Annotated in this window: 17 protein-coding genes; 7 read left to right on the top strand and 10 right to left on the bottom strand. The window is 61.3% G+C overall.

The window, feature by feature from the left end:
• Window positions 1–13: 13 nt before the first annotated feature.
• The 7 genes from ACZZZU_RS02595 to ACZZZU_RS02565 all read right to left on the bottom strand — a co-directional run bounded on the left by ACZZZU_RS02595 (window position 14) and on the right by ACZZZU_RS02565 (window position 4,612).
• Window positions 14–289, bottom strand: coding sequence for a DUF1652 domain-containing protein (locus tag ACZZZU_RS02595; RefSeq protein ID WP_463549638.1), 276 nt, complete (start codon window positions 287–289; stop codon window positions 14–16).
• A 79-nt stretch (window positions 290–368) separates the two neighbouring features.
• Window positions 369–551, bottom strand: coding sequence for a con-10 family general stress protein (locus ACZZZU_RS02590; protein ID WP_122496331.1), 183 nt, complete (start codon window positions 549–551; stop codon window positions 369–371).
• Between the two features lie 252 nt (window positions 552–803).
• Window positions 804–1,109 (bottom strand): NIPSNAP family protein, encoded by a 306-nt coding sequence (locus ACZZZU_RS02585; RefSeq protein ID WP_463549637.1) that lies wholly within the window; start codon window positions 1,107–1,109, stop codon window positions 804–806.
• 17 nt (window positions 1,110–1,126) lie between these two features.
• Window positions 1,127–1,666, bottom strand: coding sequence for a hypothetical protein (locus ACZZZU_RS02580; protein WP_463549636.1), 540 nt, complete (start codon window positions 1,664–1,666; stop codon window positions 1,127–1,129).
• Between the two features lie 82 nt (window positions 1,667–1,748).
• Window positions 1,749–2,930, bottom strand: a complete 1,182-nt coding sequence (locus ACZZZU_RS02575) for a CaiB/BaiF CoA transferase family protein (protein WP_463549635.1) — start codon at window positions 2,928–2,930, stop codon at window positions 1,749–1,751.
• A 55-nt stretch (window positions 2,931–2,985) separates the two neighbouring features.
• The gene (locus ACZZZU_RS02570) at window positions 2,986–4,125 is read right to left on the bottom strand and encodes an acyl-CoA dehydrogenase family protein (RefSeq protein WP_463382695.1); all 1,140 of its coding nucleotides are present in this window, start codon (window positions 4,123–4,125) and stop codon (window positions 2,986–2,988) included.
• A gap of 112 nt (window positions 4,126–4,237) precedes the next feature.
• Window positions 4,238–4,612 carry a class I SAM-dependent methyltransferase gene (locus ACZZZU_RS02565; protein ID WP_463382694.1) on the bottom strand — a complete coding sequence of 125 codons (375 nt, stop codon included), beginning with the start codon at window positions 4,610–4,612 and terminating at the stop codon, window positions 4,238–4,240.
• A 519-nt stretch (window positions 4,613–5,131) separates the two neighbouring features.
• Here ACZZZU_RS02565 and lipA point away from each other — a divergent pair.
• The 6 genes from lipA to ACZZZU_RS02535 all read left to right on the top strand — a co-directional run bounded on the left by lipA (window position 5,132) and on the right by ACZZZU_RS02535 (window position 13,989).
• A complete protein-coding gene (gene lipA / locus ACZZZU_RS02560) occupies window positions 5,132–6,067 on the top strand; it encodes a triacylglycerol lipase (protein WP_122496341.1) in 936 nt (311 codons plus the stop codon).
• A gap of 60 nt (window positions 6,068–6,127) precedes the next feature.
• Entirely contained in the window at window positions 6,128–7,156 is a 1,029-nt protein-coding gene (locus ACZZZU_RS02555) for a lipase secretion chaperone (RefSeq protein ID WP_463549634.1), read from the top strand.
• Window positions 7,157–8,301: 1,145 nt separating this feature from the next.
• Window positions 8,302–9,561, top strand: a complete 1,260-nt coding sequence (locus ACZZZU_RS02550; RefSeq protein ID WP_463549633.1) for an OprD family porin — start codon at window positions 8,302–8,304, stop codon at window positions 9,559–9,561.
• A 137-nt stretch (window positions 9,562–9,698) separates the two neighbouring features.
• Window positions 9,699–11,090 carry a GntP family permease gene (locus ACZZZU_RS02545; protein WP_122496347.1) on the top strand — a complete coding sequence of 464 codons (1,392 nt, stop codon included), beginning with the start codon at window positions 9,699–9,701 and terminating at the stop codon, window positions 11,088–11,090.
• Window positions 11,091–11,139: 49 nt separating this feature from the next.
• Window positions 11,140–11,910 (top strand): 3-hydroxybutyrate dehydrogenase, encoded by a 771-nt coding sequence (locus ACZZZU_RS02540; RefSeq protein WP_463382691.1) that lies wholly within the window; start codon window positions 11,140–11,142, stop codon window positions 11,908–11,910.
• Window positions 11,911–12,033: 123 nt separating this feature from the next.
• A complete protein-coding gene (locus ACZZZU_RS02535) occupies window positions 12,034–13,989 on the top strand; it encodes an acetoacetate--CoA ligase (RefSeq protein WP_463549632.1) in 1,956 nt (651 codons plus the stop codon).
• 79 nt (window positions 13,990–14,068) lie between these two features.
• Here the strand turns inward: ACZZZU_RS02535 and ACZZZU_RS02530 are convergent, their stop codons facing one another.
• Complete coding sequence (locus ACZZZU_RS02530) at window positions 14,069–15,244, bottom strand: MFS transporter (RefSeq protein ID WP_463549631.1); 1,176 nt, start codon at window positions 15,242–15,244, stop codon at window positions 14,069–14,071.
• Window positions 15,245–15,410: 166 nt separating this feature from the next.
• Between ACZZZU_RS02530 and ACZZZU_RS02525 the strand changes: the two genes are divergently transcribed.
• Window positions 15,411–17,771, top strand: a complete 2,361-nt coding sequence (locus ACZZZU_RS02525) for a tetratricopeptide repeat protein (RefSeq protein WP_463549630.1) — start codon at window positions 15,411–15,413, stop codon at window positions 17,769–17,771.
• Window positions 17,772–17,821: 50 nt separating this feature from the next.
• Here ACZZZU_RS02525 and ACZZZU_RS02520 read toward each other — a convergent pair whose 3' ends face one another.
• Window positions 17,822–18,457 carry a trimeric intracellular cation channel family protein gene (locus ACZZZU_RS02520; protein ID WP_122496574.1) on the bottom strand — a complete coding sequence of 212 codons (636 nt, stop codon included), beginning with the start codon at window positions 18,455–18,457 and terminating at the stop codon, window positions 17,822–17,824.
• Window positions 18,458–18,459: 2 nt separating this feature from the next.
• Window positions 18,460–19,815 (bottom strand): glutathione-disulfide reductase, encoded by a 1,356-nt coding sequence (gene gorA / locus ACZZZU_RS02515; RefSeq protein ID WP_122496357.1) that lies wholly within the window; start codon window positions 19,813–19,815, stop codon window positions 18,460–18,462.
• Window positions 19,816–20,006: the final 191 nt, after the last annotated feature.

The raw sequence follows: 20,006 nt of genomic DNA, 5'->3' as shown, positions 1-20,006 counted from the left end.
TGTCGGGGCGTTCTCAGCCCATGTTCCGATTCGCAACGGTATCGTTGCTTTGCGCCTCAGGAATCAGCGCGTCGCGCAATTCCAATACCAACCGGGATAACGCCCGGCTGCTGTTCAATTCCGCCAGCGGCACGCCCGTGATGGACACCGTGCGGTGTGGCGGATCGGCAGCGGTCAGGTGCAGATCCAGCGATGTGCCGTCGCGGCTGGTGCAACGGCAGCGATGCGGCAACAAGCCCTGCGCGATAATTTGGCTGACTTCTAAAACGGATAACGGTTGACCGGCCATGTGGACGCTCCCGTCTGCGATGCGACCGATAAAAAAAGGGCCTGGAAACCAGACCCCTTTTCCGCGTGGCAGCAGCTAATTAGCTGCGTCCACCGCCGTGGCTGTTCTGGCCACCTTTCTTGCCCGCTTCGGACGCCTTCTCACGGTCATTGGCAAAATTGCCGCCACTGTTATGGCCGCCTTTTTTGCCCGCTTCAGACGCCTTCTCTCGGTCGTTAGCGAAGTTGCCCGGATTGTTGTTACCTGAGTTGTTGGTAGTCATTTCTTCCTCCAAACATACGGTCAGTTGTTAGAGGCTGTATTGCCTCCACAGAGTATCTGTCCCGCTCACTGCGAAGATGGTTCAGAGGTTTTTTACTTTTTTAACCCATTGATAAATAAGCGATATTACGCCGATGGCGGGCAGATATCAGAGGCGAGGAAAAGTGATTGCAGAGGGACAGTTGATTGCCAGCGGCGGTATTTTTTTGCACCGCCACGGGCAAGGTTGAGGTGCATAAATGCAGCTTGGCGTTTACTCGAATACGGGGCGAAAGAAACTTCGTTCGTAACTGAGGATGCACTGAGTGTCCTGGGCGTATTGAAACGCCGCCAAACACTGCGGGTCGTTCATCGAGGCTTCGCGGTATTGCTCATACGTGGCCAGGCTTGGAAAGGTGAACAGTGCCAAGGCGATGTTGTTGGCGCCCTCGGACGGCAAGAAGTAGCCGTGGTGCTGGCCGCCGAAACGCTCGACTAGGGGAATCCACAATTTACCGTAGTGTTCGAATTCCTTGAGCTTGTTCGGATCGAGCACGTAGCGCAGGTAGCAGGTAACCATGTCGGTGGACTCCTTGATTATTTAACGGGGAAATCCTTGCCCCACAGGCGCACTGCTTTTGGACCTTCTACCGGGCCTTGGAAAATAAACGCCTGGCGCACGCCAATTTTGGCCGGAACGGTCACTTCTTCCGGGTTAGCCGAATCGGGGGCCAGGTTGCTGGCGTAGTCCTCACCGTCGATGGCGAGCAGCGCACCGTTATCCCACAGGTTTATCAGGCGTACGGGCTTGTCGGTGAGGTTCTTGAAACCGAACAACGCTTCGAGATTGCCGTCCACGGCGCTGACCTTCAGCAGCTTGACCTCCACCTTGCCGTCGAGCTGGTCGCTTTGCGAGATGATAAAAGCGCCATCCGCGCCTTGCGCTGATTCGCGCCCTTCGGTCACGCCTTCAGAGGCGCCGCCGAGCAAATTCTTGCCGGCAGAGATGGCAGACGACACCGCCGCTTTGGCCGATTCCTTGAGCGTGCTGCTGTCTTGCGCGGGCTCTTCGGCGCAGGCGATACCGGCGCTCAATAGCGCGGCCAGTGCCAGGCTGATTCCTGATGATTTGCCCATGGGTGTTGCTCCTTGTCTGATGCGGCTCGGGGCGGCTGTTTTAGCACAGCCGCCCGCGGAAAGCAGCCGACCCACCCTGGGCTTAGGCAATCACCTTGGCGGCGCGCAACGAGGCGATCTGGTCGGCGTCGTAGCCCAACTGCGTCAGCACCTCGGCCGTGTGAGCGCCCATCGCCGCACCGACATGACGCGGCGCCGGCAAGCCGCCGGAGAATTTGATCGGGCAGGCAATTTGCCGCTGCGCCGGCTTGCCCTCGCGGGCCACCTCCACCACCAGCTCGCGCGCTTGCAATTGCGGGTGATCTACCGCCTCGGCCAAGCTCAGCATCGGCTCGACGCAGGCGTCCAGGGCGGCGAAGCGCTCGCACCACTCGGCAAAATCGCGCTGTTCGAACTCATGCTGAATCTGCGTCTTCAACGCACGCTGCTGCACGGGCTTGGGTGACAGCCCATGTGCCGCCAATTCCGGCCGGCCGATGGCGGCGCACAGCTGCTGCATGAATTGCGGTTCCAGGCTGCCGACCGAAAACCAGCGGCCGTCGCGGGTGCGGTAGTAGTCGTAGAAGCTGCCGCCATTGAGCGCCTGGCTTTCCATGGTCGGCGCCTCGCCGCAGGCCAGATAACCGGCGCCGGCCATGGCGTGCAGGCTGAAGATGCAGTCGGTCATGCTGATGTCGACGTGCTGCCCTTCTCCGCTGTGCTGGCGCTGAATCACCGCTGCCAGCAAGCCCATAACCCCGTGCAACGAGCCGCCAGCAATATCCGCGGCCTGAATGCCGAGTGGCAGCGGGCCGCTTTGCAGGCGACCGGTTTGGTCGGCAATGCCAGAAAGCGCGAGGTAGTTGATGTCGTGACCGGCGCGGTCTTTGTACGGGCCGGTCTGGCCGTAGCCGGTGATCGACACGTAAATCAGCTTGGGATTGATCGCCTTCAGCGCCTCGTAGCCCACGCCCAGTTTGTCCATCACGCCGGGGCGAAATTGCTCGAGCACGATGTCGTACTCAAGCACCAGTTGCTTTACCACCTCCACCGCTGCCGCCTGTTTCAGGTCCAGCGCGATGCCGCGTTTGTTGCGGTTGAGGTAAGCGTGGCTGGCCGACACGCCGCCGTCGTGGGGCGGCAATACGCGCACCAGGTCCATGCGCGTCGGCGATTCCACACGCAGCACATCGGCGCCCATGTCGGCGAGCAACAACGAGGCAAATGGGCCTGGCAGCAAGGTGGAGAAATCCAGCACTTTCAATGACGACAGTGGGCCTTTCATCTGGGCTCCTGATTCTTGTTGTTGTGGGTCGGCGTGTTGTGGGGCTGCGGTGCGCTTACAACTTCATGCCACGGCTGATGATCTCTTTCATGATTTCCGAGGTGCCGGCGAATATCCGTTGAATGCGAGCGTTCGCGTACATCTTGCAGATCGGGTATTCCCACATGTAGCCCCAACCGCCGTGCAGCTGCACACCTTCGTCGACCACTTTGCCGAGCAATTCGGTGGTGAACAGTTTGGCTTCGGCGGCGACTTCCGGGGTAAGTTTTTTCTGGTTGTGGTCCATCACGCAGCGGTCGACGAACACCTGGGCCACGTCCACTTGGGTGCGCATTTCGGCAAGTTTGAAGCGGGTGTTTTGAAAGTGCGAAATCGGTCGGTCGAAGGCTTTGCGTTCTTTCACGTAGTCGATGGTCACTTGCAGCGCCGCTTCGGCACCGCCGACGGCGCCACAGGCGTTGGTCAGGCGTTCCTGGGCGAGCATGTTCATCAGATAGAAGAAGCCGCCTTTGGCGTCGCCCAGCAGGTTTTCTTTCGGCACTTTGACGTTGTTGAAGAACAGCTCGGCGGTGTCCTGGCTTTTCATGCCGAGTTTCTTCAGATTGCGGCCGCGCTCGAAACCTTCCATGCCGCGCTCGACCAGGAACAGGCCCATGGCGTGTTTGTTGGCCGGATCGGTTTTGGCCGCGACGATCACCACGTCCGCGAGCAGGCCGTTGGAGATAAACACTTTCGAGCCGTTGAGCTCAAAGTGGTCGCCCTTGTCCACGGCCGTGGTGCGCATACCGGCCAGGTCGGAGCCGGCGCTGGGTTCGGTCATGGCCACGGCGAGAATGCTTTCGCCGCGAATGATCGCCGGCAGGAAACGCGCTTTTTGTTCGGCGTTGCCGTAATCGGCGATGTACGGGCCACAGAGCGCCGAGTGCAGCGGCAGCATAAAACCGGCCTCGTTAATGTTGGCCAATTCCTCGCACATGATTTGCTCGTAGCGGAAATCTTTCAGACCGCTGCCGCCGTATTCCTCATCGGCCCAGGGCAGCAGAAAACCCATCTCACCCGCCTTTAGCCACACCTCGCGGCTGACCACGCCGGCCTCTTCCCAGGCGTCCTGGTGGGGCACCACTTCTTTTTGCAAGAACGCGCGGAAAGCCTCGCGGAACATATTGTGTTCGGTTTCGAAATGGATGCGTTGCATGACGGTTCCCTGTGCAATTGGTCGTCACGCAGGGTAGGCGCCGCGTGGCGACGGCCTCAATGACGCAAGTGCTCAGGGGCGGTTGACGGAATCGGTCAGCGTCCCAAAACCGTCAACGCCGGGTTATCAACCCTTGCCGCGCCACGCGCACTAACTCGCGCACACAGCTTTCAAGGTTCGCTGCACTCGGCGCCTGCACCACGGCCAGGTCAAAGCTGTCGCGGGCAAAGCGTTGCAACGACTCATCGTCGCCCACGAACTGAATCAGAAACGTGCGAGGCGCGCCCCAGCGTTTCGGCCAGCCTTCGAGGTAGCGCAGCAAGGTGGGCTGGTGGCTGCCGCCGAGCAAGATTTTCGGGTTGCGCAAGGCAAGGCCGCTGGTGATGGGCGCCAGACGTATCAGGGGACGAAGCGTAAGCGAGGCAGCAACGGGCGACGGCGCAGGGGCCAGGGAATCGGGGGAAGTCAGGACGGTGTGGGCGTTCATGTACGGGTCTCTCGCCTCAGAAGCTCCGCAGGCAGCGGTGAGAGGCAACACCGAACCAGCGCTTTAGCGGTATTTCGAAGCCGGCGTTGAGACCTGGTCTTCGGGGAGCGCCCCGCAAGTAGCTGTTTAAATCGGCGCTGGCGGCAATCCTAGGGAAGCGGCAGGCGGGCTGTCAACCCTGGAGTGGCGGGCGCTGCCAACCCATCCTTTGGTTAGGTGAGGCGCTTTAGTGCCCCGTCCGTTTGGCGCATTCGGACCGCTGGCGGGGGAACGCGTGGCGTTAAAAGTGGCCAAACACCGCGCCCGCCGTTTCAGGCAGTAACAGGGGAAACAGCGCAAATTGTCGGACAAAACGCGCAAATAAGCGGCAAAACGCTGAAATAGAGCGACTTCACCCGTTTCGCCTGTAGTGGCATGAATCCTGTACTACCGCTCCGGCTGCTGTACGCGCCTTGGATGGGCGTGGGGGCCTGCCCTGGATGGCGACACTTGCCTATTTCATCCCTTGCGAGAGCGCATATGAACAACAATAAAACTCTGCTCGCCCTCTGCCTTGCTTCTGGTTTGCTGATTTCGAACCAGGCCGACGCAGCGTCATCCGGTTACACCCAGACCAAGTACCCGGTGGTGCTGGCCCACGGCATGCTCGGTTTCGACAGCATTCTTGGCGTGGATTATTGGTACGGCATTCCTTCGGCGCTACGCAGCGACGGCGCCAAGGTGTACATCACTGAAGTGAGCCAGCTCGACACCTCGGAAAAACGCGGTGAACAACTGCTCGACCAGGTGGAAGAAATTGTCGCCATCAGCGGCAAGCCGAAAGTGAACCTGATCGGCCACAGCCACGGCGGCCCGACCATCCGCTACGTTGCTGCCGTTCGCCCGGATCTGGTGGCCTCGGCAACCAGCGTTGGCGCCCCGCACAAAGGTTCGGCCACGGCCGATTTCTTGCGTCAGATTCCGCCAGGCTCTGCTGGTGAAGCCGTGGTTGCCGGCATCGTCAACGGCCTCGGCGCACTGATCAACTTCCTCTCGGCCAGTTCCAGCACCACGCCGCAAAACGCGTTGGGCAGCCTGGAATCGTTGAACTCGGCCGGTGCGGCGCGTTTCAACGCCAAGTACCCGCAAGGCATTCCCACCAGCGCCTGTGGCGAAGGCGCCTACAGCGTCAACGGCGTGCGCTACTACTCGTGGGGCGGTACCAGCCCGCTGACCAACGTGCTCGACCCCAGCGACCTGTTGCTCGGCGCGTCGTCGGTAACCTTTGGCACCACCGCCAACGACGGCTTGGTCGGCCGTTGCAGCTCGCACCTGGGCCAGGTGATTCGCGACAACTACCGCATGAACCACCTCGACGAGGTTAACCAGACCTTCGGCCTCACCAGCCTGTTCGAGACCGACCCCGTGACCGTGTACCGCCAGCAAGCCAACCGCTTGAAAAACGTCGGCCTGTAACGGTGTAAACAGCCGGGCCCGCTGAGGGTCCGGCTTATGGCCTTGCGTGGAGCGAACAACGTGAAAAAACTGCTGCTGTTATTGCCCATCTCCTTCGCCATTTGTGTGGCGGTCATGCTGTACCTGCACCCGCTGGACACCCCGGCCGAAAGCCCGGTGGCGGCCGCCGCCAAAGCGCCCAGCACCACGCCCAAAATCCCTGGCAACGCGCCAGCTGAACAGCTGACCACCCAAGTCGCCACCCTGCCCGCCACGCTCGCTCCGCTGCCGCCCTCCTTCAAAGGCACGCAGGTGGATGGCAGCTTCCAGGTGGATGGCGTCGGCAACCTGCTGATTACTGCGGACATTCGCCGCATCTTCGATTACTTCCTCAGCGCCTATGGCGAGGAGTCGCTGCAAGACAGCGTCAAACGCCTGCGCGCCTTTATCGCCAGCCAACTGCCGCAACCCGCGCAGGAACAGGCGCAAGCGCTGCTCAGCCAATACATCGACTACAAACGCGAGCTGGTACTGCTCGAACGCGACCTGCCGCAAATGGCCAACCTCGACGCCTTGCGCAACCGTGAAAGCGCGGTGCAAGCCTTGCGCGCCCGGTTGTTCACCGCCGAAGCCCACCAAGCCTTTTTCGGCAACGAAGAGGCCTACAACCAGTTCACGTTGCAACGTTTGGCCATCCAACACGACGACAAACTGGACGCCGCCGCCAAAGGCGCGGCCATGGACCAACTGCGCGCCGGCCTGCCCGAAGCGCTGCAAGAAAGCGTGCTGCCGCAACTGCAAAGCGAACTGCACACGCAAACCGAACAACTGCGCGCGCAAGGCGCCAGTGCCGAGCAGGTGCGCGCGTTGCGTCAGCAGCTCGTTGGCGCCGAAGCCACCACGCGGCTGGAAGCGCTGGATCAGCAGCGGGCGGGATGGAAGCAACGCATCGCCGCGTTTGCCGCCAGCAAGGCGCAGATTGAAGGGCAGAATGGCTTGAGTGATGGCGACAAACAGACGGCGATTCAGCGGCTGGCTGATGAGCAATTTAATGAGAACGAGCGGTTGAGGTTGGATGCGGCGTTGGAGATGGCGGCTGGGAAGTCTTGATTGGTTAGGGTTGTTTTCCGTTACTTTCTTTGCAGAGGCTCTTGCTGTTCCCTTCGCGAGCCTGGATCCCGAATCGTCGGACCGCCGCGTGCGCGAGGATGACGGATGTTTGATAGCGATTAGTGCGTTATTGCGAGAGCAGCGTTAACTCAGGACGCTGAAAAACCACCGTCATCCTCGCGCACGCGGGGATCCAGAGTCTTCCGTCGAGCACGGTTTTCGCCGTTCTTGGTTCCGTACTAGCGGTGAGGTGTTCCGCCTGCCGCGTTAAATCCGAAACTCTGGATCCCCGCCTTCGCGAGGATGACGGATGTTTCGTAGCGATTAGTGCGTTAACGGAGAGTACAAAAACCCCACCGTCATCCCCGCGCAGGCGGGGATCCAGAATCTCGCGTCGAGCACGGTTTTTCGCCGTTCTTGGTTCCGTATTTGGCGGTGAGGTGTTCCGCCTGCCGCGTTAAATCCGAAATTCTGGATTCCCGCCTGCGCGGGAATGACGGGGGTTGGTTGAGGATTAGCTAGCTCTCCACTGCTCAGCGTCAATGAAGATGGGAAAACACCACCGTCATCCCCGCGAAGGCGGGGATCCAGAACCTTGCGTCGAGCACGGTTTTCGCCGTTCTTGGCTCGGTATCTGGCGATGAGGTTGTTCCGCCTGCTGTGTTAAGTCCGAAATTCTGGATCCCCGCTTTCGCGAGGATGACGGATGTTTGATAGCGACTAGTGCGTTATTACGAGAGCAGCGTTAACGGAGAGTACAAAAATGCCACCGTCATCCTCGCGCACGCGGGGATCCAGAATTTCCCGTCGAACACCACTTTTCGCCTCGAAACCGCCCTAACAATCTCAAACCATAGACACCATCCCAAACCAGAGACTCACCCTCCTCCCCCTAAGCCCCGCAGCAAACCCACCCTGTCCCGTCTCCCTTCCGAGACACCCTTCCCCGCGAACCCCCACCAAAAAATCATCTTTCCCTTACATATCAACCCCTTAAAAACCCTGGCACACATCTCGCTATAGCACCCCCGCGGCAATGACCGCGCCGAAAAACAACAACAAAAACGTCGCACGCTATGTGAGCAGTTTCCCCAGGACGCTTCGGCATCGTCCTTGTTCACGCAGGTGCACCCAGGAGATTTGCCATGAGCTATCCGCTCAGCCCCGCCTTCGTGCTCGCCACCCTCGGCACTGGTTTAGGTCTTGCAGGTCAGGCACACGCCGACTTCGTCAACGACAGCAAAGCCACCCTCGAACTGCGCAATTTCTATTTCAATCGTGATTTCCGCCAAGACAACGCTGCCCAGTCCAAGCAAGACGAGTGGGCGCAGGGGTTTCTGCTGCGCTATGAGTCGGGCTACACCGACGGCACCATTGGCGTTGGCGTCGATGCCATCGGCCTGTTGGGCCTCAAGCTCGATTCCAGCCCTGATCGCGCCGGTTCCGGTTTGCTGCCCAGAGGGCGCAGCGCGCCCCGTGAGGCGGCGGACGATTACAGCGAACTGGGCCTGACCGCGAAATTGAAAGTGTCCAAAAGCGTGCTGAAGGTCGGCACCTTGCTGCCCAAACTACCGACCACCTTGGCCAACGACTCGCGCCTGCTGCCGCAGACGTTCCAGGGCGCGCACCTCAACTCCACTGAATTCGCCGGTTTGACCGTCGATGCTGGGCGTTTCACTCAGGTCAGCCTGCGCGACTCCGCCAACAGCGAGGACATGACCGTCACCTCCGGCAGCGCGCGCGGCATTGTTGCCAGTACCACCAGTGATGAGTTCGACTTCGCCGGCCTCAGCTACAAGTGGAACGACCAACTCACTACCGGCTACAACTACGGCAAGCTCGACAACCTCTACGACCAGCACTTGGTCAACCTCACCCACGTACTGGCCATCAGCGCCAACCAGTCGTTTAAAACCGACCTGCGCTACGGCCGTTCGGACGATGACGGGCGCAGCAACGTCGACAACCGCGCCCTCGGCGCCCTGTTCACTTACAGCCTGGGCGGCCATGCGTTTGGCCTGGGTTATCAGAAAATGAGCGGCGACACCGGCTTCGCCTACATCGGCGGCACCGATGCGTTTTTGGTCAACTTCGTGCAAATCGGCGATTTCGCCAACGCCGACGAACGCTCCTGGCAGGCCCGCTACGATTACAACTTTGCCGCGCTCGGCGTGCCCGGCCTGACCTTTATGACCCGCTACCTGAGCGGCGACAACATCACCCTGGCCAGCGGTAACGAAGGCAAGGAATGGGAGCGCAACACCGATATCGGCTACGTGATCCAGGACGGCCCGCTGAAAAACCTCGGGGTGAAATGGCGTAACGCGACCCTGCGCTCGACTAACTTTGGCAACGATCTGGACGAAAACCGGCTGATCCTCAGCTACAGCTTGGCGCTGTGGTGATGGCTAATGACCGTAATAAGCGTGGCTGAAAATGCGGCGAATCAATCGCCGCTTCGCTACTCCATACAGCACGGCTTCAATCAATAACAACAATGACCCACGGGCGGCGACCCCGCCCGATTTCAGGAGATCGCTACATGAGTGTGATCATCGCCCTCGCCGCTTTAGCCTTGCTGATGCTCGCGGCTTATCGCGGCTACAGCGTCATTCTGTTTGCGCCCATCGCGGCCTTGGGCGCGGTGTTGCTCACCGACCCGTCTGCGGTGGCGCCCGCCTTTACCGGCGTGTTCATGGAAAAAATGGTCGGCTTCGTCAAACTGTACTTCCCGGTATTTCTGCTCGGCGCGGTGTTCGGCAAGCTGATCGAGCTGTCGGGCTTCTCGCGTTCCATTGTCGCCGCGGCCATTCGCTTGCTGGGTACGCGCCAGGCCATGTTGGTGATCGTTCTGGTGTGCGCCTTGCTCACTTACGGCGGTGTGTCGCTGTTTGTGGTGGTGTTTGCGGTGTATCCGTTTGCGGCGGAAATGTTCCGCCAAAGCGACATACCTAAACGCCTGATTCCGGCCACCATCGCCCTTGGCGCGTTCAGTTTCACCATGGACGCCCTGCCCGGCACGCCGCAAATCCAGAACATCATCCCCACCACGTTCTTCGGCACCACCTCGTGGGCGGCGCCGTGGCTGGGCCTGACCGGCACGGTGTTCGTGTTTATCGTCGGCATGCTGTACCTGCGCCGCCAGTTGCGCAAAGCCAAGGCCAACGGCGAAGGCTACGGTACGGAGCTGCGCAATGAGCCGGAAACCGCCGAAGACATCGCCTTGCCCAACCCTTGGCTGGCGCTCTCGCCGCTGATTCTGGTGGGCGTCGCCAACTTGCTGTTCACCCGCTGGATTCCCGAGCTCTACGGAAAGACCCATACCCTGCAATTGGCCGGCATGGCGCAGCCGGTGACCAGCGAAGTGGCCAAGCTCACCGGCATCTGGGCCGTTCAGGCTGCGTTGCTGTTGGGCATTTTGCTGGTGCTGATCTGTGGTTTCCGCGCCATTCGCAGCAAGCTCGCCGAGGGCACCAAAACGGCGGTGGGCGGCGCGTTGCTAGCGTCGATGAACACCGCGTCGGAATACGGCTTTGGCGCCGTTATCGCCTCGCTGCCGGGCTTTCTGGTACTGGCCGATGCGCTGAAAACCATCCCCAATCCGCTGGTGAACGAGGCCGTCACGGTGACCTTGCTGGCGGGTATTACCGGGTCGGCGTCGGGCGGCATGAGCATCGCCTTGGCGGCGATGTCGCAGAGCTTCATCGAAGCGGCCAATGCCGCGAACATTCCGTTGGAAGTGCTGCACCGCGTCGCCGCCATGGCCAGTGGCGGCATGGACACCCTGCCGCACAACGGCGCCGTAATCACCTTGCTGGCCGTAACCGGCCTGACGCACCGCGAGGCGTACAAAGACATTTTCGGCATCACCATTATCAAAACCCTCGCTGTGTTCGTGGTCATCGGCACCTTCTACGCCACGGGCATCGTTTAACCGTTTGAACCCACCTGGCGGGCCCCGCTCGCCAGACAAGGAGAGATGTATGAGTCTGCACGGCAAAACTGCGTTGGTTACCGGTTCCACCAGCGGCATCGGGCTGGGTATCGCCCTGGTGCTGGCCAAGGCCGGGGCCAACCTGGTGCTCAATGGTTTTGGCGACGCCAAGGCCGCCATTGATGAAGTGGCGGCCTTTGGTGGCAAGGTTGGGCATCACCCGGCTGATGTCTCGAAGGTGGCCGACATCGAAGACCTTGTTGCCTACGCCGAGCGCGAATTCGGCGGCATCGACATTCTGGTCAACAACGCCGGTATTCAGCACGTGGCGCCGGTTGAGGAATTCCCGGTCGAACGCTGGGACGCGATCATTGCCATCAACCTCACCTCGGCGTTTCACACCACTCGCCTGACCTTGCCGGGTATGCGCGCGCGCAATTGGGGGCGGATCATCAACATCGCCTCGGCCCACGGCCTGGCTGCTTCTGCGGGTAAAAGCGCCTACGTCGCCGCCAAACACGGCCTGGTCGGCCTGACCAAAAGCGTGGCGCTGGAAACGGCCACCACGGGCGTGACCTGCAACGCCATCTGCCCCGGCTGGGTGTTGACGCCCCTGGTGCAAAAGCAGATCGATGACCGCGCGCTGGCCACGGGCGATGCGCAACAGGCGCGCCACGATTTGCTCGCCGAAAAGCAGCCGTCGCTGGATTTCGTCACGCCAGAGCAATTGGGTGAGTTGGCCCTATTTCTGTGCAGCGACGCGGCGGTGCAAGTACGCGGTGCCGCATGGAATATGGATGGCGGTTGGCTGGCCCGCTAAGCGCAAACCGATGGAACCGCAGCGGCGTGGCGGCGTCCACGGTTCTGGTGGAAGACGCTTTGGCATCACGCGTTGGCAACTTCCATCGGCATAATGATTCACCGCTCAGCCAAGGACATCGCCATGACCCAGCCGCTATGGACGCCCTCGCCCGACCGCATCGCCGCGACACGAATGGATGCGTTCCGCCGCTTTATCAATCAGCGCCACGGGCTCTCGCTGACCGACTACCCGCAGCTGCACGCCTGGAGCGTGGAAGACCGGGAAGGCTTTTGGCAGGCCATCGTCGATTTCTTCGAGGTGCAGTTCAACACGGCGCCCACGGCGGTGCTGGAAGAAGGCCCGCACATGCCGGACGCGCGCTGGTTTCCCGGCGCGACCCTGAACTTTGCCGAGCACCTGCTGCGCCGCCGCGACGCGCACCCGGCGCTGGTGGCCGTGAGCGAAAATGGCACGCGCGAGGAACTGAGTTACCGCGAGCTGGCGGCCCAAGTGGCGGGCCTGCAACAAGCGCTGGCCAAGGCTGGCGTGGGCCAGGGTGATCGGGTGGCGGCGATGATGCCCAACACCTGGCAAACGGTGGTCGGCATGTTGGCTACCACCAGCCTGGGCGCGACGTGGTCGTGCTGCTCGCCAGACTTCGGCACACAGGGCGTAATCGATCGCTTCGGCCAAATTGAGCCCAAAGTGCTGATCGCCGCCGGCGGTTACCAGTACGCCGGCAAAGACAACGACCAGACCGCCAAGCTCAACGAAATTCTCGCCCAGATGCCCACCTTGCAGCAGTTGATCGTGGTGCCATACACGCAAACGCACGCGCGCCGTGAGGACTACGAGAGCAGCGCCAAGGTGGCGCTCTGGAACGAGTTCTTCACGCCGGGCGGCGAACCGCAGTTTACCCCCGTGGCGTTCGATCACCCGCTGTACATTCTCTATTCGAGCGGCACCACCGGCGTGCCCAAATGCATCGTCCATGGCACCGGCGGCGTGCTGCTGCAGCACCTCAAAGAACACGGCTTGCACACCGACCTCAGCCGCGACGACACGCTGTTCTACTACACCACCTGCGGCTGGATGATGTGGAACTGGCTGGTGTCCGGCTTGGCAATTGGCGCGACGGTGGTGCTGTACGACGGCTCGCCTTTCCAGCCGGGGCCGGAGCGCTTGATGGACCTGATCGACGCCGAGCGCATCAGCGTGTTCGGCACCAGTGCCAAGTACCTGGCGGCGCTGGAAAAGGCCGGCGTCGAGCCCAACAAAAGTCACCAACTAAGCGCGCTGAAGGGACTGCTTTCGACGGGCTCGCCGCTGTCCCATGAAAGCTTCGACTATGTGTATCGGGCCATTAAACCGGACGTGTGCTTGTCTTCGATTTCGGGTGGCACCGACATCGTCTCCTGCTTTGTACTGGGCAACCCTGTGTTGCCGGTGTACCGCGGCGAGCTGCAATGCAAAGGCCTCGGTATGGCCGTCGAGGTGTGGAGCGACGACGGCCAGTCGGTGATTGGCGAGAAAGGCGAGCTGGTGTGCAGCCGGCACTTCCCGAGCATGCCCGTGGGTTTCTGGAACGACCCGGACGGCGAGAAATTCAAAGCCGCCTACTTCGACACTTTCCCCGGCGTGTGGGCCCATGGCGACTACGCCGAAGAAACGCCCCACGGCAGCCTGATCATTCACGGCCGCTCCGACGCCGTACTTAATCCCGGCGGCGTGCGCATCGGTACGGCGGAAATCTACCGTCAGGTGGAAAAGATCGAAGAGGTTCTGGAATCCATCGCCATCGGCCAGCAATGGCAAGGCGACGTGCGCGTGGTGCTGTTCGTGCGGTTACGCGAGGGCGTAACGCTGGACGAGGATTTAAAACAGCGCATCTGCCAGGTGATTCGCGACAACACCACCAACCGCCACGTGCCGGCGAAGGTCATTGCCGTGGCGGATATTCCGCGCACCATCAGCGGCAAAATCGTCGAGCTGGCCGTGCGCAATGTGGTGCATGGCCAGCCGGTGAAAAACACCGATGCGCTGGCCAATCCCGAAGCGTTAGCGCTGTTTGAAGGGTTGGACGAATTGCAGAACTGATCACAGGTCGGGTTGGCCTACGTAGGTTGGGTTGAGCCAAAGGCGAAGCCCAACAATCCCAACCCCTCCAACAACCCGATCACCCCACCCGCCGCTCGCCCCGCCAGAAAATCCCCAACGCCAGCAACGGCAACACGCTACCCACGATGACAATCCACAGCCAGCCGCCATGGTCAAACAAGGCGCTGGCCAGGGACGAGCCCAGCGCGCCGCCGATGAAGATGGCCGTCATATACAGGGCATTCAAGCGGCCACGACTGGCAGCGTCCAAGGCGTAAACCGCGCGTTGGCCGAGCACCATGTTCATCTGCACGCAAAAATCCAGCACCACGCCGGTCACCGCCAGGGCGATCACCGTATTGTTGGGCGGCACAAAAGCCGGGAGAAAACACAGCATCGCCAACAGCAAGGCCAGCCGCGTGGTCACCCGCGTGTGGCCGGCATCGGCCAGGCGCCCGGCAATCGGCGCGGCGATGGCACCAATGGCCCCCACCAGCGCAAACAAGGCGATCTGGGTTTGCGACAGGCCATGGTTACGCGCCAGTTCCAGCGGCACGGCGGTCCAGAACAGGCTGAACGCGCCGAACATGCAGCCTTGCATCAAGGCGCGCTGGCGCAGCACCGGTTCGCGCTTGAACAGCGCGCCCAACGACAGCAGCAATTGACCGTAAGTGGCGCGATGTTCGGGCTGACGGGCCGGCATGGTGGTCGCCAGAATCACCACAATTACCGTCATGACCGCAGCAGCGACGAGAAACACCGCGCGCCAGCCAAAGTGGTCGGCGATCAAGCTGGAGATTGGCCGAGCCAGCAAAATGCCCAGCAGCAAACCACCCATGATGCCGCCCACCACACGGCCGCGAGATTCCTCTGCCGCCAAGTGCGCCGCCAACGGAATAAGGATTTGCACCGACACCGAGCTCAGGCCAATCAGCAGCGACACCAGCAAAAACGCATGGGGCTGGGTGGTAAATGCCGCCGCCAACAGACTGCCCACAGAAACCAACGCGGTGACGATCATCAGCCGGCGGTTTTCCAGCAAATCGCCCAGCGGCACCAGAAACAACATGCCCAGTGCGTAGCCGACCTGAGTCAGCGACACGATCAGGCTGGCGGCGGTCGTGGAAATACCAATGTCCGGCGCGATCAGTTCGATGATCGGCTGGGAGTAGTAGATGTTCGCCACGATCACGCCGCAGCAAAAGGCAAACAGCAGCACCATGCCACGGGTCATGGTCAGGTTGGTGGGGCTCATGGAAGGCTCAATTAGAACAGCGGAAAAGGTGCGTTAGCGTACGGGAAATTGCCCAAGCGGAAAATCTGCTTAGGAAGCTATTTATCGATGGGTTTGACAGCCCCGCTCGACTCACTGAAGCTGCATGCCACTGTGATACGCGCGCGTTAAAACAACGGAAGTTTGCATGCCGAAGTACCCGAACAAACGCCCTCCCCCTACCCTGCCTTCAGGCCCCGATGCCCCTGCCCGTCCGCTCGCGCTGATCATTTTTGCCGTCATTTTGCTGGTGACACTGCCCATCTGGCTGTATCGCCAACACGCCACCGCCCCCGTCGCGCCGGACACGGTATCGCCCGCCGCGCTGAGCAGCGAAAAGGCACTACCGCCCGCCTCCTTTGTCGATGAAGGGCAATGCCAAAGCTGCCACGGCGAACAAAGCAACGCCTGGAGCGGTTCCCATCATCAGATGGCCATGCTGCCGGCCAGCGCCGAACATGTTCGCGGCAATTTCAATAACGCCACCTTTAGCGGCGAAGCGGAAACCAGTCACTTCACCCAGCGCGACGGCGCATTCTGGATCAACACGCCAGGCCCCGATGGCAAGCCCGCCGACTTCAAAGTGGCCTACACCTTTGGCGTCGAGCCGTTGCAGCAATACCTGCTGGAAATGCCCGGCGGCCGCCTTCAGGCCTCCGGCGTGGCGTGGGATACGCAGAAGCACCGGTGGTTCGAGTTGTACCCCGGCGAGAAGATGAATTTTCGCGATGATCTGCACTGGAGCAAAGCGGCGCAGAACGCCAACTTCATGTGCGTGGACTGCCACACCACCGGCTTCAAACGCAACTTCAACGCCCATACGGACACCTTCGCCAGCACTTGGAACAACCTCGGCGTCGGCTGCCAGAGCTGCCACGGGCCGGCGTCGCGCCACCTGGAATGGAGCGCGGGGAAGAACCTCAACAAGCAGCAACCCGATAAAGGCTTTGGTGTAGCACTGGGTAGCCGCGACGCCTTTGCCCAGGTGGAAACCTGCGGCCGCTGTCATTCCCGTCGGGCGCCCTTGGGCGATGGCGACACCGCCAGCACACGACTCATGGATGACTACGTGCCGGCCAACCTGACGGCCGAGCTGTATCAGGTCGACGGCAAGATCAAAGACGAAGTGTTCGAGTACGGCTCTTTTGCCCAGAGCAAAATGTTCAGCAAAGGCGTGACCTGCACCGATTGCCACAACCCCCACAGCAACCAGCTCAAAGCGCCCGGCAACGGTGTGTGTCTGCAATGCCACAACACCGCCGGCAAGGCCTCGCGGGCCGGCATCGACGCGGCGGATTTGAAAGCGAAGAACTACGAAGCGCCGGAGCACACCAAACACAAAACCGGGCAGCCAGGCTCCAACTGCGTGGATTGCCATATGCCCGGCAAGCTCTACATGGTCAACGACTACCGCCACGACCACAGCCTGAGCATTCCCGACCCGGCGCAATCGGCCAGGCTCGGCAGCACCGATGCCTGTGCCGCCTGCCACACCGCCGCGAGCAGCAAGATCGCCGAGCAATTCAAGGTTTGGTATGGCAGCACGCCGGTCAAAGACGGCGGCTATGGCGACGCCATCTTCGCCGCGCGGCATGGCTCGCCGGGAGCGGCGCGCATGCTGATGCAGCAACTGGCACGTACCGACCTCCCTGCCATTCGCCGCGCCACCGTGCTGGCACAATTGCCCACGTATCCAAGTCAGCGCGCCCTGGACCAGGCAGTTATCGCCCTCAACCACGCGGACCCGCAAGTGCGCGCGGCGGCGGTTGAAACGGTGGCGCGAATGGGCTCGGTCGAACAGCAAGTGCGCCTGCTCGGCCCGCGGTTGACCGACCCGGTGCGCGCCGTGCGCTTTGCTGCCGCGTCGCAACTGGCCAACGTGCCGGCCGCACAACGTGCCGTTACCGATAGCGCCTGGCAGCCAGTCATCAAGGACTATGAAGCGGCTCAGCAGACGCTGCGCGACCGTGCCGAAGCTAATTTCAACCTGGCGCTGCTTTATCAGAACACGGGCCGTGGCGGGCAATCCGAAGCGGCCTTGCGCGAGGCCCTGCGACGTAACCCGGACTTCCTGCCCGCCGTGGTCAGTCTGGCGCAATTGCTCGATGCTCAAGGGCAGCATGCCGCCGCGTTGCAACTGCTGAACGAAGCCATAACCCGGCACCCCGAGGCCGGGTTGCTGCAACACAGCCTTGGCCTGGCACTGATTCGCGCAGGCGACCATGAGAACGCCATGGCGGCCTTGGCCAAAGCCGCCGAGCTGAACCCACAAGACCCGCAATTCAGCTACGTGTACGCCATCGCCCTGCACGACACCGGCAAACCGGAGCAGGCGCGTAACCAGCTCGAAGCCTTGCTAAAACGCCAGCCCGAGAACCGCAACGCCCGCCTGGCGTTGATCAGTTATTGGCACGAAGCCGGGCAGCCGCAGAAAGTACAAGTGCTGCAAGCGGAGCTTGAACAGCAGAATCCGGATGATCCGGAACTGCAGACGGCGCCCAATCGGTGAACGTGGGGAGTTCGTAAGGTCTCGGGTTGGGTCGTGGGTTTGCCTGCGGATTAACGCGGGTGTTTGCGCCGGTCCATCAACTGAAAGCGTGGCAGCGCCAAGCCCCAATAAATAGCGGCTACGCGCGTCACCAACACCACCAGCATCGCCACGCCCGTGGCCGCCCAATGTCCGGCGCCCAGGTTCAGCAGCGCGATAAACACCAGCGAACCGGCGATGCACGCGGTGGCGTACACCTCTTTTTGGAAGATCAGCGGAATCTGGTTGCACAGCACGTCGCGCAGCACGCCACCGGCCACGCCGGTCATCACGCCCATGATTACCGCCGAACTGGTCGGCACGCCGTGGCGCATGGCCACTTCGGTGCCAATCACGGTGAACACGGCCAAGCCGAAGGCATCGGCAATCAACAGGGCTTTTTCCGGCAGCGGCTTGATAAAACGCGCCCACAACACCGTGCCGAGGGCGCCCAGCGAGGCGACGAGCAAGTACAGCTCGTTGCCGATCCAGCTCACCGGGTGGTTGTCCAGAATCAGGTCGCGCAGCGTGCCGCCGCCTAACGACGTCACCAGCGCAATCACCAGCACGCCGAACAGGTCCATGGCATTGCGCCCGGCCATCAACGCGCCGGTGACGGCGAACACGGCGACCCCGAACAGGTCACTGAGGTAGAACAGCGTTTCGATACTCACGCCGGCGTACGCATGGTCACGAACTCTTCCGCGGCGGTCGGGTGCACGCCCATGGTGTCGTCGAAGTGGCGCTTGGTGACACCGGCTTTCAGCGCCACGGCCAAGCCCTGGATGATTTCGCCGGCGTCCGGGCCAACCATGTGGCAGCCCAATACTTTGTCGCTGTCGGCATCGACCACCAGCTTCATGAACGTGCGTTCCTGGTTGGAGGTCAGCACCAGTTTCATCGGGCGGAAGTCGCTTTGGAAAATCACCACTTTGTGGCCGGCATCGCGCGCCTGTTCCTCAGTCATGCCCACTGTTCCGATATTGGGCAGGCTGAACACCGCCGTGGCGATCTGCTGATAATCCACAGGGCGGTACTGCTCCGGCTTGAACAGCCGACGCGCCACGGCCATGCCTTCGGCCAACGCGACCGGTGTGAGCTGCACGCGGCCGATCACATCACCGAGGGCGAGAATCGACGGCTCGGCGGTTTCGTATTCGTCGTTAACGCTGATGAACCCGCGCTCATCGAGCTGCACGTTGGTGTTTTCCAGACCGAGGTTGTCGAGCATCGGTCTCCGGCCAGTGGCGTAAAACACGCAGTCGGTTTCCAGCACGCGACCATCTTTGAGCGTGGCGTGCAGGCTGCCGTCGGCTTGCTTGTCGATGCGATCGATGTCGGCGTTGAACTGCAAATTCACGCCGTGCTTGGTCATTTCCTCTTTCAGGTGCTTGCGCACCGCGCCGTCGAAGCCGCGCAGGAACAGGTCACCGCGATACAGCAACGAGGTGTCGGCGCCGAGGCCGTGGAAGATCGAGGCGAACTCGACCGCGATATACCCGCCGCCTACCACCAGCACGCGCTTTGGCAGCTCTTTGAGGAAAAACGCCTGGTTGGAGTTGATCGCATGTTCGTGGCCGGGAATCGGCGGAACCACCGGCCAGCCGCCGGTGGCGACCAGAATATGTTTGGCGCTGAAGGTTTTGCCGTCGACCTCGACGTGGTGCGGGTCGGTAATTTTCGCGTGGGCTTCCAGCACCGTAACGCCGCTGTTCACCAGCAGGTTGCGGTAGATGCCATTGAGGCGTTGGATTTCAGCGTTCTTGTTGCGGATCAGCGTGGGCCAATCGAAGGTCGGCGTGCCATTGAGCGTCCAGCCGTAACCATCAGCTTGTTCGAACTCATCGGAAAAATGCGCGCCGTAAACCAGCAGTTTCTTCGGCACGCAGCCGACGTTGACACAGGTGCCGCCCAGGTAACGGCTTTCGGCGACGGCTACCCGCGCGCCAAACCCTGCAGCGAACCGCGCCGCACGCACGCCACCGGAACCGGCGCCAATCACGAAGAGGTCGAAATCGTAAGTCATGCAAATCTCCTTAGCTGGCGGGCAGCATAGCGCAAAGCGCCCGCCGAGCGCCTGTAGGAGCGGCTTTAGCCGCGATGGTTTTGGGGTTCACAAGCATCGCGGCTAAAGCCGCTCCTACAAAAAACCGGGCTGGATTTTCGAGTACAAAAAAAAGCCACCTCACGGTGGCCTTTTTTACAACACAGCTTCGG

This window comes from Pseudomonas sp. AC136, assembly GCF_979258585.1.
Note: the sequence above shows the minus strand (reverse complement) of the source record. Positions and strands in the feature narration are given on the sequence as shown.